The organism is Rhizorhabdus dicambivorans (assembly GCF_002355275.1).
GTDB classification, from domain to species: Bacteria; Pseudomonadota; Alphaproteobacteria; order Sphingomonadales; family Sphingomonadaceae; genus Rhizorhabdus; species Rhizorhabdus dicambivorans.
The window spans coordinates 3805951-3820906 of sequence record NZ_CP023449.1 but is presented as its reverse complement, the minus strand read 5'-3'; the positions used below and the strand labels follow the sequence as shown (position 1 = coordinate 3820906).

General features: G+C 67.1%; 15 protein-coding genes and 1 pseudogene. All 16 read right to left on the bottom strand.

Annotation, left to right across the window (positions count from 1 at the left end):
* Positions 1–12: 12 nt before the first annotated feature.
* Positions 13–369 carry a hypothetical protein gene (locus tag CMV14_RS17965; RefSeq protein WP_238147081.1) on the bottom strand — a complete coding sequence of 119 codons (357 nt, stop codon included), beginning with the start codon at positions 367–369 and terminating at the stop codon, positions 13–15.
* 220 nt (positions 370–589) lie between these two features.
* Positions 590–1165 carry a lytic transglycosylase domain-containing protein gene (locus tag CMV14_RS17960; protein ID WP_066962686.1) on the bottom strand — a complete coding sequence of 192 codons (576 nt, stop codon included), beginning with the start codon at positions 1163–1165 and terminating at the stop codon, positions 590–592.
* On the bottom strand, positions 1153–1737 hold the full coding sequence (locus tag CMV14_RS17955; RefSeq protein ID WP_066962689.1) for a S26 family signal peptidase: 585 nt from the start codon (positions 1735–1737) through the stop codon (positions 1153–1155). The genes CMV14_RS17960 and CMV14_RS17955 overlap by 13 nt, the downstream gene beginning before the upstream one ends.
* Positions 1730–1963: a helix-turn-helix domain-containing protein gene (locus CMV14_RS17950; RefSeq protein WP_066962692.1), complete on the bottom strand. Its 234-nt coding sequence runs from the start codon at positions 1961–1963 to the stop codon at positions 1730–1732. The genes CMV14_RS17955 and CMV14_RS17950 overlap by 8 nt, the downstream gene beginning before the upstream one ends.
* Positions 1964–2128: 165 nt before the next feature.
* Entirely contained in the window at positions 2129–2428 is a 300-nt protein-coding gene (locus CMV14_RS17945) for a DUF736 domain-containing protein (RefSeq protein WP_066962694.1), read from the bottom strand.
* A 733-nt stretch (positions 2429–3161) separates the two neighbouring features.
* Complete coding sequence (locus tag CMV14_RS17940; RefSeq protein WP_066962697.1) at positions 3162–4922, bottom strand: ParB/RepB/Spo0J family partition protein; 1761 nt, start codon at positions 4920–4922, stop codon at positions 3162–3164.
* Positions 4923–5033: 111 nt separating this feature from the next.
* Positions 5034–5468, bottom strand: coding sequence for a DUF2958 domain-containing protein (locus CMV14_RS17935; RefSeq protein ID WP_066962728.1), 435 nt, complete (start codon positions 5466–5468; stop codon positions 5034–5036).
* Positions 5465–5704, bottom strand: a pseudogene (locus CMV14_RS17930) (zincin-like metallopeptidase domain-containing protein); the annotation flags it as partial. The pseudogene CMV14_RS17930 and the gene CMV14_RS17935, both read right to left, overlap by 4 nt.
* A gap of 396 nt (positions 5705–6100) precedes the next feature.
* On the bottom strand, positions 6101–7165 hold the full coding sequence (gene arsB / locus CMV14_RS17925; RefSeq protein ID WP_066970392.1) for an ACR3 family arsenite efflux transporter: 1065 nt from the start codon (positions 7163–7165) through the stop codon (positions 6101–6103).
* On the bottom strand, positions 7162–7689 hold the full coding sequence (locus tag CMV14_RS17920; RefSeq protein ID WP_096367739.1) for an arsenate reductase ArsC: 528 nt from the start codon (positions 7687–7689) through the stop codon (positions 7162–7164). The genes arsB and CMV14_RS17920 overlap by 4 nt, the downstream gene beginning before the upstream one ends.
* Positions 7686–8042, bottom strand: coding sequence for an ArsR/SmtB family transcription factor (locus tag CMV14_RS17915; protein ID WP_066970295.1), 357 nt, complete (start codon positions 8040–8042; stop codon positions 7686–7688). Before CMV14_RS17915 ends, CMV14_RS17920 begins: the two co-directional genes overlap by 4 nt.
* Complete coding sequence (locus CMV14_RS17910) at positions 8042–8494, bottom strand: ArsI/CadI family heavy metal resistance metalloenzyme (RefSeq protein WP_066970291.1); 453 nt, start codon at positions 8492–8494, stop codon at positions 8042–8044. Before CMV14_RS17910 ends, CMV14_RS17915 begins: the two co-directional genes overlap by 1 nt.
* A 74-nt stretch (positions 8495–8568) precedes the next feature.
* Positions 8569–9432, bottom strand: coding sequence for an ArdC family protein (locus CMV14_RS17905; RefSeq protein WP_066970288.1), 864 nt, complete (start codon positions 9430–9432; stop codon positions 8569–8571).
* 169 nt (positions 9433–9601) lie between these two features.
* The gene (locus CMV14_RS17900) at positions 9602–11764 is read right to left on the bottom strand and encodes an integrase (RefSeq protein ID WP_066970285.1); all 2163 of its coding nucleotides are present in this window, start codon (positions 11762–11764) and stop codon (positions 9602–9604) included.
* Entirely contained in the window at positions 11761–13548 is a 1788-nt protein-coding gene (locus CMV14_RS17895; protein WP_066970282.1) for a hypothetical protein, read from the bottom strand. The genes CMV14_RS17900 and CMV14_RS17895 overlap by 4 nt, the downstream gene beginning before the upstream one ends.
* Complete coding sequence (locus CMV14_RS17890; RefSeq protein WP_096367745.1) at positions 13545–14894, bottom strand: tyrosine-type recombinase/integrase; 1350 nt, start codon at positions 14892–14894, stop codon at positions 13545–13547. Before CMV14_RS17890 ends, CMV14_RS17895 begins: the two co-directional genes overlap by 4 nt.
* Positions 14895–14956: the final 62 nt, after the last annotated feature.

Below are 14956 nucleotides of genomic sequence, written 5' to 3'. Positions count from 1 at the left end.
ATGGAAGCTGCGTCACGCATCCGTGAACGCCAGCCGTGCATCGCGCGCCCTGCTGAAGCCGCGCTTGCCCATCATGCCATGAGCATTGCCGTCGCCATCGACGATCATGATCGCAACGAACCACAGCCCGTCCAGCCGCCCCAGAACCTTCACGCGATCCAGCTCCAGTCCCTCGTCATCGGCGCCATCCCAGCTACCGATCCAGCGTTCCTCGACCCTGGCATCCCAGTGGAAATCAACCTCTTCAGCCTCCAGGAACCGCACCGCCAGTGTCGCTCCGGCACCCGGTCCGAACTCGATTTCCAGACCGGAAACCAGCGCCGACATCACGCGATCTGACGCCAGTGAAACGGGTTGAAACATGCTCATGATGAACTCCTTCGCTGCCGTTCTCCTCAATGAGAACAATAGTCCGGAGACGGGTGGCGGAGCGGCTGTCAGGGCCGCGGAGCCTCGCTCCGCGCCGCGCAGCGGACGTGGGGGGAGCCGATTTTCGCAGAAAATCGGGGGGTACCCGCGGGCCTTGAGAGCCGCTCCGGCAGCCGTCATGCTAGGCCTGTCGAGACGAGCTCCCTCCGACCTCACGGTTTCACGGAACATCGCGGCGCACCACGAACAACGACGACAGCGGTGGTGGCGTGACCTCCCGGCCGACCACGAACAGGGGAACCGGAGCCGGCCTGTTCGTCACGACCGGCGCATCGCGTCCCGTGACATTCGCCAGATAGGCGACCGTCTCGCCGGGGAGCTTCCGCCTGCCAGCGAGCCAGTCACCATAAGCGCCGGGACCGGCATTATAGGCACCGAACAGTCCGGGATATCCGAACCGATCATACATCAGCCGGAGGTAATATGTGCCCGCGAGGATATTGTCGCGCGGCTCATCCGGGTTGGCTCCGAGGCCAAGACGGCGGCGCATGTCATTCCATGTCCTGGGCATCAGCTGCATCAGGCCCATCGCTCCGGCACGGCTGCGAATGGGCCGTCCCGCCATCATGGTCTGCCCATCGCTCTCGGCCCGCATGACCCCCTCGATCCAGCCGACAGGAATGCCGAAACGCAGCGACGCTTCCTCGATATGGGCGCGCCACCGGCCGACATTCTCGGCATGGGCTGGAGTGGAGACCAATAGCAAGGCCGGGGCCAGGAGCCTCAGCGCGCCCATAGCAACCGAGCCTTTCCGATAAGCAGGCTCTCGTCGGTCAGCCCGAAATAGCGGCCATCGAAGGACGCCGTATTGCCGCTCATCAGCAGAAAATATTGCTTCCCGCGCAGGTGCTGGCATCCATACCAGACGGGCATGGTCCGGTTCCGGCCATCCCGGATATGGCGATCGGCAACGTGTTGGCCATTGATCGTAATTTCCTGACCGAGCGCGCAGACTTCGTCACCCGGCCCGGCCGCGACGCGCTTCACCAGCGGGACATTGGCCGGGATATAATGTCGCCGTGCCGCCATCGCACGCCATGGCTCGGGCACGCGGGCAACGACCATGTCACCGACGTCGATTGAGGCTCCCGGAGTGACAGCATAAAGGCCGATCGGCGCGCTGGCGCTGGCATTCCACAGGAGACGGGGCACGGGCGGGAAGATCATCGTGCCGCCCAGCAGAGCGATGCCCGACGCGATAATGGCGGCCCTGCGGCCGAGTGCCCGACGCCGGGCGCGCGCCGCGCGAAGCTGATCGCCCCAGGCCAGGTGCGGCGCGTTGGATAGGCTGGTCCGGTGTTTAGTCATGGCCGATCTCCCGCGCCGACTGGTCCCTGGACCAGGCGTCGAGATCGTCGATATGATATTGGACGAAGCGGCTATGGCGGCGGAATACCGGCCCCTTGCCCGAGCGCCGCATGCGCTTGAGCAGCCTGCCCGACAGTTTCAGATAGGCCGCCGCCTGATCGGTGTTGAGATAGGGCGAGCCGCGTTTGGCGCGATTCGCCCGTGCAATGTCATCGTCATTGTCCATCTGTCATGTCCGGTGCTGGAGGGAACGGCAGACTGCCGCCAACGGCACCGGACATGACGGGCGCGACCTCGCCTCGGCAGTGTCGGAAATGGCGAGGCCGATTTCGACACCCCTGACCCGATCGCATGTCGAGGCCCCGTGCGCGCTGGCACGGGGCCGGACGGTTCAGCGCGACCAGATGAGCTTATGCTCGCCATCGTCGCCCTGGGTCAGGGTCGCGTAGATCGGTGCCGGGAAGGACGGATCGTCGAGCTTGAGGCTCAGATATTCCGCGCCGGTCTCGCGCGCCGCCTTCGTCCAGGCCGCGCCGAACTCGACCCCACTGGTGCTGACGCGGTGGTCGGGTGCCTTGTCATTCTCGCGTTCGCAGGGCCGGATGGTGGCCTTGACGCGGAGCGAAAGCGTGCGGATTTCGCCGGTGTAGATGCCCTTGTCGTCGCGGGTGAAGCTGCCAATCTGTGCCATGATGATCTCCTTTGCGGGTGGTGCGATGCCGCCTCATGCGGCCTCGACAGGCGGTCGATCAGGCGGGCGGATGACGATCCCGCACCTGAAGGGCCGAAGCGCAGCGGAGGACGGCCAAAGCCGGGCTTCTTGCCTCGCGAGGAAGGCTTGCGCAGCAAGCCGGGGAAGAAGGTTGGCGACGCCGTTGCGGCATCGGCAGCCCCCGCCAGACCCGCCGTTCGAGAGGTCCGATTGAGGTCGGCAGGACATGCGGGGAGGTCACTGCAACGGGATTGGCTTTGCACGATCGGCGAGAATCGCACCGGGCGATGACTGTGCCTGAGCCTGGCATCCCCGCCATCCTACCTGCGGGCGGGACGGCAAGCGCCGTGCCTCTGCATATCGCATGGGATCATGGCGGCTGTGGTGGATTTGAGGGCTGCTGGCGCAATATTCCGCGGCTGCATAGCCGCATCGCAACCCCGTTTCCCGGCGGCAAAGCCCCAAACCATAGCGTGATCGGGCAGGATGCGCCGCTTCCGTCATGCGAACACGCCCGCCAGAACGGGCGGGGGCGACAGGCCCGCTAAGTCCACCAGCCGGTGCTGGCCAGCCAGCGCCCGCCCTTCTTCCCATCTCGGTCGTCTGCCCGACGAGATGCGCGCCACATGGCCAACGCCTATCGGGCGGAGACCATGTGGCGCGATTTTTCACGGGCAGAATGACGGGCGGCATGAGCCGCCCGTCCTCCATATCACGCGGCCCTTGCAAGCGGCTCCGGCTGCGGATCGGTCGCCTGCCGGACGCTCCGCGCCGCCTCGACCTTGCCATGGGCTGCAACGGTAGCGACGCCCCCGCGCTCGGTGTAAGCCGATGCCGGGAAGGCCATCCAGCGCGGCACCCAGCGCTCGACCTTTTTGCGGCCCTCCGCGCCATCCAGATGGTCACGGACGATCCGTCTTAGGGTTTTCGCCTTGTCCCCGGCATTCGCGGTCGCGACCGTCTCGCCCGCGACTTCGGCGGCCATCCGGGTCAGCACCTGCCGATCACGGACAAGCTCGAAAAATGCGTCGTCCGCCTGCCACCAATCGGCCATGTCGACACCGATGGCCAGCCCGAGCGCCGCCACCGGCGCGCCGCCGCTGGCCAGCGTCTCGCCCATGACGATGGTGATGACTTCCATGATCGCGGCATCGGGCAGATCAAGCAACCGCAGGAAAATCCCCGCGATGCCATAGTCGTCGCCATTGCCTCCCGTCACGGTCGGTTCCTCGGCCGGGAAGTCCAGCAGAGCGAGAATGGCGCGGCGGCGCGCGTCGAACAGGGTTTCGGCGCGGCAGGTTTCGAGGCTTTCGCGCACCGCGTCATTGCGGGTCGATTGCGGCTCGGGCGATATGCGCCAGAGATGCGATCCGCCAATGGCATGGGCGACCATCATGCGCAGCCCGACCGATGGATGGTCCAGCAGCGCGGCCCGCACGGCGGCATGGCGATGCAGATCGACATAGGTCTGCATGGTCGAGGTAATCTCCGGGCGAGCAGTTTTTCCGTCCGTTTCCGGTGCTTCGCCACGGGCGATCCGCTGGGCTTCCTTGCGCGTCACATAGCCCTCATGGAAGGTGACTTCGCCCGAGGAGCGGACATCGACATAGACGCGCCCGCCTTTGCGCTTCGGAGCCTTTTCATATTCCCACTGGCTGAAATGCTCGGCAGACGGGACAATAACGACATCGCTCCATCCCGCCTCCAGATAGGCAGCGCGGCGCGTTTCGATGGCCTCGTTCTGCGCGTTCCAGAAAGCGTCGGCGTCCGCGAAATAGCGGTCGTCGCCGAACAGGTCGGCGATGGTCGTGCCGGTGAACGCTTCCATGTCGAACAGGGCGAAGCGCGCCGGGATCGACTGCCCTCCGAACAGCCATGCCTTCAACTGATGGCCGTGCGGTGCATGGGTTTCCGGGTCATCGAACAGCGCCAGCCAGTCGCGCTGCTGGCTCTTGCTCGCCATGGTGAGATGGCGAACGGTCGCCCGGTCAATCTTCTCCGACGCATAGAGGCTGCGGATGCGGGGGAGCAGATTGCCGAGCGCAAGGACGCGGGTGATGGTCTGTTCAGGAAGTCCGAAGGTGACGGCAATATCATCGACGCCGCGCCCTTCCTTCACCAGCCGGGTGAAGGTTTCCCACTGGGTCACTTCGTCGGGATCGAGCCGGGCAAGGTTTTCGATCAGCGACGCCTCGATGGCGTCGGCATCGTCGCCCGGTTCGAGAATAGCGCAGGGCAGCGGGCCATGGTCGATGCCCTCGGCACAGGCGGCGGCATCGGCTGTCCAGCGGCGGCGGCCAGCAACGATGCCGAACCGGCCCTCGTCATTGGCGGGTTTGACGATCAGCGGCTGGATGATGCCGCGCTTGCGGACGGTCGGCAGGATATCGGAAACGTCCGGGGCCTTGCGGCCAAAGCGCATATTGGTCTTGTCGATGAACAGCCGGTCACGGTCGATAAAGTCGAGTTTCATCACACGCACTCCTTCTTAGGATTTGGGAGGCATCTGGCTCCCTTGCCGGTCCGCCGCCCCTCCACGGGACCACGACGGACCAGCAGTCAAAGCGGCGAAACGCGCCGCGCGTCAGTCGCCGTCCGGTTCGTCCGAACGGTTCGGCAATGCAGGCTCAGCGCCAGTTTCGGCGGCACGGCGCAGCAGGGTCTGCGCCCACAGGATTGATCCGGCCCGGCGCGACCATTGCGCCCAGACCGACAGCGGGTGCTCGCTCTCGAATGCCAGATCGCGTTCGATGAACAGGCCATAGGGCAGCCGGATGCGGGCGATTTCCGAGAGGCTGAAATAGCCGAGTTCCGGGCAGCCGAAGCCCAGATCGGCAAGGCCGAACAGGGCATCGCCATCCTCGGCCAGTTCGGTCACGAGCCATGTCGCCGCTCCAACCGGGTTGAACAGCTTGACGACCGGGACTGGATCGAAGCGCTCGCCCTTCGCCTCGCAGGCACGGCGGGCGATGTCGTTAGCGCGCAGCGCAAACAGGAGGTCGGGGGTCAGGAGGATCATGCCGCCCTCCTCAGCCATGCGTCCGCATCGGGCTTCTGATCCTCACGCGCGGATCGCGCTTCCTGATGCCGGGACAGCAGCCAGTCGGCGGCTTTCGTCGCGGCGCTGGCGGCACGGAAGATCGCGCGGCTGTCTTCGCGCAGCACCTCCAGCCATGCGCCGATATAATCGGCATGGCGAACGGTCGGCACGATGCCGAGTGCAGCGCAGAGGAAAGCCGATCCCATTTCGGCCACATATCCTGACAGTCCAGCCAAAAACGGCGGTTGGAAGGTGAAATCCATCGGTGCCTCCAGCACTGCCCAAAACCCCATGGCCTCCCCCGAGGCGGGGGTGGGCGGCGAGAGCGACCGGAGAGGCCCGCCGAAGCGGCGGGCTGCACCCGCAGGGGCGAAATGCAATGGAGCAGTCCGGCGCAGCCGGACTTGCAGCGCGCCGTGGCGGGCCTAGAAGGGAGCGCCGACCACTCCCGCCTTGAGGGAGGCCCGACGAACAGCGCCGCCGCGCCAGCGGCGACCGCTGGGTGCGGGCGAAGCCCGTGCCGATCGCCTATGCGACTGGGCGGCCGATCCCGAGAGAGAGCGGCCGCCCAGGTCTTCTATCGTTGATGATCGCGAACGCGCCGCGCAGGATTATGCAGGCAACGACCGCTCATACCAGGGCCGCGTCTTCTTCACGAGCGCGACGACCGAGAGCATCACCGGCACCTCGACCAGCACGCCGACGACGGTGGCGAGCGCCGCGCCCGATCCGATGCCGAACAGGCTGATCGCCGCGGCGACGGCGAGTTCGAAGAAGTTGGACGCGCCGATCAGCGCGGCGGGCGCGGCGACGCACCAGGCGACGCCGAAGCGGCGGCTCAGCCAATAAGCGAGCCCGGCATTGAAATAGACCTGGATGAGGATCGGCACGGCGATGAGCGCGATGACCAGCGGATGCGCGATGATCGCCTCGCCCTGGAAACCGAACAACAGCACCAGCGTGGTGAGCAGCGCGATCAGCGATACGGGGCCGAGCGCTGCCAGCAGGCGATCGAGCGCCGGCTGTCCGCCAGAGGCCAGCAGCGCGCGACGGACAAGCTGCGCGGCGATTACCGGCACGACGATGTAGAGCAGCACCGAGATGAGCAAAGTGTCCCACGGCACCGTGATCGACGCGACCCCGAGCAGCAGCGCGACGATCGGCGCGAAGGCGAACACCATGATGACGTCGTTCAAGGCGACCTGGCTCAGCGTGTAATTAGGCTCGCCCTCGCACAGGTTGGACCAGACGAACACCATCGCCGTGCAAGGCGCGGCGGCGAGCAGGATGAGGCCGGCAATATAGGAGCCGATCTCGGCCTCGGGCAGCCAGGGGCGGAACAGATAGCCGAGGAAGAAGGTGCCGAGCAGCGCCATCGAGAAGGGCTTCACCGCCCAGTTGATGAAAAGCGTGACACCGACGCCCTTCCAGTGCCGCCTGACTGATCCCAGCGCGCCCAGGTCGATCTTGAGCAGCATCGGCACGATCATCAGCCATATCAGCACCGCGACGACGATGTTGACGTTCGCGATCTCGGCCGCGGCGACGCGCGCGAACAAGCCGGGCAGCGCATAGCCGAGCGCGATGCCGACGACGATGCAGGCCGCGACCCAGAGGCTGAGATAGCGTTCGAAGGTGCCGATCGCGGGCTTCGCCGCCGCGGCGGCATCGCTCACGCGGCGTCCCCGCGCCGGTTGCTCGCGCCTTCGCCCTGACCGATCTCGCGGACATGTGCCCTCAATGCCATCACGTCGAGCTGGTCGAACGGCAGCGCCATGAACAGCTTGATGCGGTTCTCGAGATAGCGCAGCGCTGTCACGAAGGCGCGCTCGCGCTCGATGTCGTTGCCCTCGACATGGCTCGGATCTTCGATGCCCCAATGGGCGGTCATCGGATGGCCGGGCCAGACCGGACACGTCTCGCCCGCCGCATCGTCGCAAACGGTGAACACGAAATCCATCACCGGCGCGTCCGGCACGGAGAACTCTTCCCAGCTCTTCGAGTGAAGGCCTTCGGTCGGGTAACCGATGCGCTCCAGCAGCCTCAGCGCGTCGGGGTTGACCGCGCCCTTGGGGAAGCTGCCTGCGGAATAGCCGCGGAACCGGCCTTCGCCGAGCTTGTTCAGTGCGCTCTCGGCGAGGATCGAGCGGGCCGAGTTACCCGTGCAGAGGAACAGGACATTGAAAACACGGTCGGTCATTGAACGGCTCCGGGTTGGCAGCAGGCGGCCCTGGTGACCACGTCGGCGAGCGGAGCACAGATCTCCGGGGCGCCGCCGCAGCAATCCTCCATCAGGAAGCCGAGCAGGTCGGTCATGCGGGCATAATCAGCGGTGTAGATGATCGACCGGCCCTCGCGCCGCGACGACACGAGCCCGGCGTGGCCGAGGATGTTGAGGTTGCCCGAGAGCGTCTGCGGGACATGGCCCGTCGCGCGCGCGATATCGCCCGAGGCCATGCCCTCGGCGCCGGCGCGGACCAGCAGGCGAAAGACCTCGAGGCGGCCCGGATGCGCGAGCGCCGAGAGCGAGGCGACGGCAGCGTTCGCGTCCATCAGCAGCACGCCTGCTTTGGCGCGGGCGCATCGGCGGGGCCGCAGCAGGCCGCGGCGGGCTCGGGCAGCACCTCGTCCTCGCCGTAGCTGGTCGCCTCACCGAAGGTGAAGAAGGTCTCCCAGCGCACGCCGGCGGGATCGCGGACCCAGCTCTTGTCCGACTGCGCGTAGCAGCAGGTGGTCGCTTCCTGATCGAACGTCTCCGCCCCGGCGGCCTTGAGGCGACCGGCGAGCGCGCCGAGCTCATCGGCGCTGTCGACCTGGATGCCGATATGGTCGATGCCGGCCGCGCGCGCGCGCTCGGAGATCGCGAAGTTGACCTTGGGATCGTCGAGCATCCACTTGGCGTAGTCGTCCTTCACGACGACGGGCGCGGCGCCGAACAGCGTCTCGTAGAACTGGATCGACGCGCCGAGATCGGGCACGCTGACGTGCAGATGGATGCGCTTCATGGAATGGCTCCTGATAACGACTCGATGACACTACGAGTATATCCGTAATATCATCGAGTCAATGAGCACGACGCTCATGGCTGCTGGGCGTGCATCCAGTCAGCGGCGGCCTGCGCCTTGCTGGCTGCGGTGAAGATCGCCCGCGGCTCATCCTTCAGGAGTTGGAGCCAGGAAGCGATATAGGCGGCGTGGTCGGGCCGCGGCTCGTGGGCGATCCCGAGATCGGCGAGCAGGAACGAGGCGGTCAGCTCGGCGGTCGCTTCCTCCATCGCGAGCGCGTGCCTGGTCCACTTGGCGCTGAAATCCCGGTCGAGCCGATGGGCTGCGCCACTGGCATGAGCGGCCTCGTGAATACGGGTGGCATAGAAGCCGTGAGCGTCGTGGAAGGCGCTGAAATCCGGCATGTGGATGCGGTCTTCGGCGATGTGATAATAGGCGCTGGCCGAGCCGTAGACAGTATCGATGCCGAGGGCGGCGATGAAGGCTTCGGCGGCGGCGAGGCGTTCGCTCTCGGGCAGGTCCGGCCCCGGTTTGGGCGCATAGCCATCGACCTGATCGGCGTTGAACAGGCCGAACGCCTTGGCGAAAAGCCGTCGATGGTCGTCATCGTCGCTGGCGTCGTCGCCCTTCGCGTGAAACTCCTTCCAGAGGACACCGAGGCTGGCGTGCTCACCCTTGCGGACCTGCGCGCCGAGCGCCTGCCACTGGCGATAGGTGCCCCAGACCCCGCTCGCATAGCCGCTGCCATAGGCGGCCGCCCAGAGCGAGACCGTATTTATGCCGCGATAGGGCTTGCCGCTGGCGACGTTGGTCGGGCGGGTGACGTCGGCGCCGGAATGATGCCATGGCATGCGCCAGGTGCCGGTGCCGGCTTCGATGGCGTCGACGATCGCTTGCGTGACGCGAGCATAGACGTCTGAGCGTTGTGAGGCTGACATGATCTGTTCTCCGTTCTCGCGCCGGGGACCATCCCCGGCGGCGGAGGCCCGTTCGCGCCGGGCACAGGGGGGCTCGCGCACCCGTCAGGGCCGCAGCGAAGCGAAGGACGGCGAAGCCGTTGCGCGGGCGCGCCGACCGGCGCAGGACTCCGCCAACAACCGGGGTGGTCTACGGCGCGGGAGGGTCGATCCCGGCAATCACCACGCTCAGGCGATCCAGCTCGCGCTGGAGAGCCTGACGCTGGAGATCGGAGATGCGCCGTTCGCGTAAGTGCGCCCTGGCATCGGCCGCCGCGCGTTCCCAGGCCGGCCTGTGGCGGGCGGTGATGCAGGCGTTGGGACAGCGGGTCGGCTCGCACAGGGCAGTGAGCGGCCCTGCCGGATCGGGGGTCGTCACGCGCTTGAGGCAGAGCGCGGTCGCGGGATCGAAGAAGCAATCCGCGAGCGGGCCGACATGGAAGGTGCGCGCGACGCTGGCGAGCATGACGCGCAGGCGGGCGCGATCGGCGATCATGGCGGGCAAAGGCCCTTGTCTGACGGCGGCATCGTCGAGCGTCCGCGCGATGCGCGGTCCCGCCGGTCCACCGAGCGATGCGCCGCCCTGACGCCGGTCGAAATAGTCCAGCAGATCGTCAATCTGACCGAGCCGACGCTGCGCCTCGACCTCGGCGCGAAACCCTGATGCGCTGGTCCCGGCATAGCCTTCGAACGCGGCGACCGAGGCGTGCTTGTACTGGATCATGCCGGCGATGGTGCCGAACGGACGGTTGGCGATGTGCCACGCGATCGTGCGCCGGAACTGCCGCGTCGTGATGCGCCACGGCTTGCCATCGGGTCCGGGCGGGATGACCGGCTCATCGGGGGTGCCGAAGGCGCTGTTGAGGTGGTCGCGGAAGGTGTTGAGCTGGCGGACCACCTCGCTCGACAGATGCGTCTTGGAGACGGCGCTCGCGCGCAGCACCGGCCAGAGCGTATCGCTGCCGCTGGCGCGCGCCGGCCCTGCCGACAGGCGTTCGAGCACCATGATCGCGGCGGCGACCGGCTCGATCGTCACCCAGCTCGCCGCCTCGCCCACCGCCGCCCGGCGCTTGTAGATGGTCGACCGGATGCGATGGCGCTCGATCAGGCCGTCCTCGCTGCGCGCGATAGAGAGACACCCGCGCCGCATCGCCTGCACCTCGCAGTCGCGCATGCCGGTCAGGTAGGCGCACACGATATAGGCAGCGGCTTGAAGCATCCGTTCCTCGTGTGCGAGAGTCTTCGCATCGAAGCGCTCGCGCCACGGCCGACCGCTGTCAGGATCGATCGTGATCGGCGTGTCCATGCCGCCGACCTCTACCCCCAGCTCGGCCGCCACTGCGTCGATCAACCTCGCTTCACCGCCTGTCAGCAGAAGATGCGCGCCAGGCTCGGCCTGCACGTCGATCCCGACATGGAGATGCAGGAGATGTGCGTTGATCGGTGGGGTCACTGCGCCGGTGTTGGGGTCGACGCGCAGCTTGCCGTTATGAGCGGTGCCCCAGATCGGCGCGCCGCGCCCCTCGCGGCGTCGGCGGCCGAAATAGGCCTTCAGGCGGGTGCGGCGACGTTGCCGGCGATCAGGGTCTGGAAGGCCGGCATCGGCGGCGGCAAGGCGATCCCGGCGCACTTCGAGCCGCGCAAGCTCGCGGCGGGCGGCGAGGATATCGTCCGCGAATATGGTGACGTAGCGCAACGACCAGGCGAGTAGCGCGGCGATGACCTCTTCCGGGAAGCGCGGCGTGCGGTTCTCCCGGACATGGCGGTAGCCCGCAACGCGGGCGGGCGCCTGTCCGGCCCAAGGCTCGAATGCAAGGCCTCCGCTATCGAGGTGGTCGCGATAGTAATAGAGATCTGAGACCACTTCGAGGAGGTGGCCGACGATGACGGGTCGTCGGGCAGGATCGTCACGGAGATGACGGGCATAGGCATCGAGCAATGGCTGATCGATACGGGAAACGTCGAGCCGTCCGAGCCGCTCGCGGGCGAAGGCGAAGAACCGGCGGGCACGGTTGAATGCCTGGCGGATACAGGCGGGTGGTAACTTCGTCCGATAGCCGGGGAGATCGGCGTTGAGGCGGGCGTAGAGATAGGCGCGCATCGCCGCCTGCACATCGGCATGTTCGAGCACGTGGAAATGCACGGTGACGTGGCAGCGCCGGGCGTTCTCGCGGAAGACGGCGGGACCGAGATCCCAGCTCGGGTCGCCGACGCGCGATAGCGCCTCGCGGGTATGGCCTTCCTTGAGTGGCGCGCTCGCCAGCACGGGGCGATCGTCGAAAGCGGGCGCCTGGGCATGAACGGGCATGGTCATGCGCGGACCTCCGGCGGCAGATAAAGCCGTTCGCCCTCCATCTGCCGGCGCGCATCGGTGATGACGGCATCGGAGAAGGCCGGCAGGACCTGGGCGGTGATGCGGGCATGGACGCGGCCGAACTTGGCCGCCCAGTCGGTCGCGGGCAGGCTCAGCCGCTGCTCTTCGACGAAGGCGAGGAAGGCGAGGATCGCGGGGAGCTTGCGCACGGTGATGACGGCGTTGGGGCAATCAAGGCAGCCCCAGAAGGGCTGCGCGCAGGGTGATCCGGCCTCGGCGAAGGGACTGTTGTGGAAGCCCGCGCAGGCTGCGAGCCAGACATCCTGTTCGCCGTCGAGCAACGGACCCACGGTATCGGGCGGCATCAGCGGCGCGGCCTGTTCGGGTGCTTCGCGCAACGTCTGCTCGGCGGTGGGCGGAAGCACGGTCGGCATCGCGGCGGCGACCGCCGCGCGGAAGGCGTCGGCGACGGCCGTCTCGTGCACGGGCCGGAGCGACGGCAGATCGGCATAGTGGCGCGCCGCCACCTCGCGCGAGTGGCCGACCGCGAAGCGGGTCATGTGCCCCTCGGTCTTGGTGTACCACAGCGCCTTGTGGGTCTTGCGGAGCCGCGAGAGCAGCAAGTGGAGCGGCTCGCCGTCGTCATCGACAATAGCGTGCTGAGCTACCCAGGCATCGATCCGTTCCGTCGGGTGGCGGATGCCTACCCGCAGGCCGCCAGCGTTGTGATAAACCCAAAGACGATCGTCGTTCAGATGCTTGCGGGCAATCGCCGTGACCTCAATCAGGCGACGAATCAGACCACCAGGCGTGCCCCCACCGCCATCTCGCACGCGCATGCTCTTGTGCTCGGCGCCGCAGGCGCGGCGCTTGAGATAGCGCAGCTCCACCGTGCCGGCATGGGGGTTGGTGAGACAATCTGTGGTCAGCGTCTTCAGGCACTCGGGCTCGAGGCCGGTATCGAGCGTGAGCAGCACGAGCAGCGCCGGCAGATCGCGCGCAAGCGGGTGATGGCGGCCATGCAGATCATCGATGAGCGTGCTGATCGGCAATCCGCGCCGCATGCGCATGAAATAGAGGCTCTTCAGCGCCGGGTGGTCTGCAACGATAAAGCCCTGCCGCGCGATGATCGCTTCGACGTCGGCCCGCGCTCTGGCGATGACCGGGTCGCCCTCATCGGTGCGGTCGTCGGCACCGAGACGGCGGAACATCGCTTCGACGTCGGTCCTCGCGGCGTCGCGCAACGCGCGGGCGACGAAGGGGCTATAAGCATCGCGTGGGGTCGAGCGGCCCGCCGATGTGGCCAGCGTGTAGCGCAGCCGCTCATGCAGGTCGGGCGCGATCCGATCGGGCCGGTCTGCCTCGATCGCGCGCAATGTGTTGACGATCTTGCCGACCGATATGTGCCGGTGGATCGCGCCCATCCCGCGCTGTTCGAGCGCGGAGGCGAACCCATCGATATGGACTGCACGCAGGTCGTTGACGCCGGTCACCCCCGGCGCACCATCACCAAGCCAGGCGAAGAAGTGACGATAGACCTGCACATACTGCTTGATGACGCTGGCCGCACCAATCGGTCCCCCGAGCGCAGCCGATCGACGCAGCGCGCCGGCGAAGGCGATAGCGAGCGGACGGGGATCGAGTGCGGCCATATCGACCAGGACCGTTCCGCCATGCCGCGCCTCGATGGTGAACTTGAGGCCGAGCACCGGATCGGGCTTCTGTGGCTCCGGCGTGATCGGCGCGAAGGCGACAGGCCGGCCCTTGCGGGGATGGCCGCTCATGCGCCCTGCGGTCCCGGCAGCAGCGCAAGCAGCTCCTCGACGGCCGCGTCCACCGTATCGGCGCGCGTCGCGATATGGTCGAGGTAGATATAGGTGGTGGTGAGGCTGGCGTGGCCAAGCAGGCGTTGCACCTGCTGCAGCGGGTCGCCGAGGATCAGCCGATAGCTCTCCAGCGGTCCGACCGGCAATGCCGCTTCGCGCAACCGCTGCTGGATCAGCAAGGCGAGCATATGGACTGCGAATGTGTGGCGAAGCTGGTGCGGGTTGATCGACAGCGGGAAGCCGTTCTCCGCGCACCGGTTGCAGGCGCGGGTGAAGATCACCTCCCACGAGTTGGGCCGAACAGGCTGCCCTACCTCGGTCAGCCACAGCGCCGCCGGCTCGCGGGGCGATCCATCCTCGTCGTACAGGATCAGGCGGCATCGTTCCTCCGGGGTGCAGATATCGCGCATGCGGTCGAGACCGGCGCGGGTGACAGGGATCGATCGTTCGAGCTTGGTCGCGCCGTCTCGCGCGGCGAACTTGGCCACGCCCGCTGCGCGCTCGACGGCGACGTAAGCGGCAATCTGACGAAGCAGCCGACGCGGGAGCAGGACGCTGCGTCCCCGGTCGCCCTTGGTCAGCGGTGGCGGGAGAGGCAGCCAAAGTTGTTGGGCATCGCCGTCCTCGCGGTCGATCGCCGCGAGCTCGGCGGCGAGCAGGCCCGACGCCTCTTCGAGGCGCAGGCCGGTGGTGACGAGAAGATCGGCAAACAGCGCGTTGCGCAGCCCGTTCCGGTCGCGCGCGCCGGGGCGCTCGGTGCCGTCAGGGGTAAGGCCGCGCAGGCCGACCTCGCGGAAAATACGGTAGTCGTCCATCGTGACGAACCGCACATCTGATCGCCTGGCAACACGTTCATAGGCGTCATTGCGCGCCGCGATCATGCCGCGACGGCCACCATGCGCCGGTCGCCACACGGCGCGGCGGCTGAACGGCGCGTCGGTGATCAGCCCGTGCTGCTCACCCCATCGGTAAAGGCGATCGAGACTGGCGACGGCGCGGTTCCAGCTTGCGGCCGTTATCCGGTGATCGGCCTCGTCGCGGCGTCGCTCACGATGATAGGCGTCGACATCGTCGCGGGTCGCAGCCCACACGGTCTTGCCGCAGGCATCGAGAAAGCGAAGCCAGACAACGACATCATAGGCATAGGCGCGAAGCGAGTGCCGCGAGCGGACGCCCGACAACGGCAGGTCGAGAAAGAAGCGATCCAGATCGGGATCATAGAGCGCGTCGCCGCGCAGGATCAGCGGCACATGCGCATCGAGGCCCCTGGCCTCGCGGCGCTCGCAAACAGTAATGATCGACACCGGCGCGAAGCCCTCCCCCCGGCCCCCCCACCGGGAAGCTGACCTTCACACCGTTGCGCACT

What these genes read in the sequence shown, in the direction of transcription:
- CMV14_RS17895 (WP_066970282.1), bottom strand. Translation starts at nt 13,548, where the DNA reads ATGAGCGGCCATCCCCGCAAGGGCCGGCCTGTCGCCTTCGCGCCGATC.
- CMV14_RS17920 (WP_096367739.1), bottom strand. Translation starts at nt 7,689, where the DNA reads ATGACCGACCGTGTTTTCAATGTCCTGTTCCTCTGCACGGGTAACTCG.
- CMV14_RS17905 (WP_066970288.1), bottom strand. Translation starts at nt 9,432, where the DNA reads ATGTCAGCCTCACAACGCTCAGACGTCTATGCTCGCGTCACGCAAGCG.
- CMV14_RS17900 (WP_066970285.1), bottom strand. Translation starts at nt 11,764, where the DNA reads ATGACCATGCCCGTTCATGCCCAGGCGCCCGCTTTCGACGATCGCCCC.
- CMV14_RS17940 (WP_066962697.1), bottom strand. Translation starts at nt 4,922, where the DNA reads ATGAAACTCGACTTTATCGACCGTGACCGGCTGTTCATCGACAAGACC.
- CMV14_RS17935 (WP_066962728.1), bottom strand. Translation starts at nt 5,468, where the DNA reads ATGATCCTCCTGACCCCCGACCTCCTGTTTGCGCTGCGCGCTAACGAC.
- CMV14_RS17965 (WP_238147081.1), bottom strand. Translation starts at nt 369, where the DNA reads ATGAGCATGTTTCAACCCGTTTCACTGGCGTCAGATCGCGTGATGTCG.
- CMV14_RS17910 (WP_066970291.1), bottom strand. Translation starts at nt 8,494, where the DNA reads ATGAAGCGCATCCATCTGCACGTCAGCGTGCCCGATCTCGGCGCGTCG.
- CMV14_RS17915 (WP_066970295.1), bottom strand. Translation starts at nt 8,042, where the DNA reads ATGGACGCGAACGCTGCCGTCGCCTCGCTCTCGGCGCTCGCGCATCCG.
- CMV14_RS17960 (WP_066962686.1), bottom strand. Translation starts at nt 1,165, where the DNA reads ATGGGCGCGCTGAGGCTCCTGGCCCCGGCCTTGCTATTGGTCTCCACT.
- CMV14_RS17950 (WP_066962692.1), bottom strand. Translation starts at nt 1,963, where the DNA reads ATGGACAATGACGATGACATTGCACGGGCGAATCGCGCCAAACGCGGC.
- CMV14_RS17945 (WP_066962694.1), bottom strand. Translation starts at nt 2,428, where the DNA reads ATGGCACAGATTGGCAGCTTCACCCGCGACGACAAGGGCATCTACACC.
- CMV14_RS17955 (WP_066962689.1), bottom strand. Translation starts at nt 1,737, where the DNA reads ATGACTAAACACCGGACCAGCCTATCCAACGCGCCGCACCTGGCCTGG.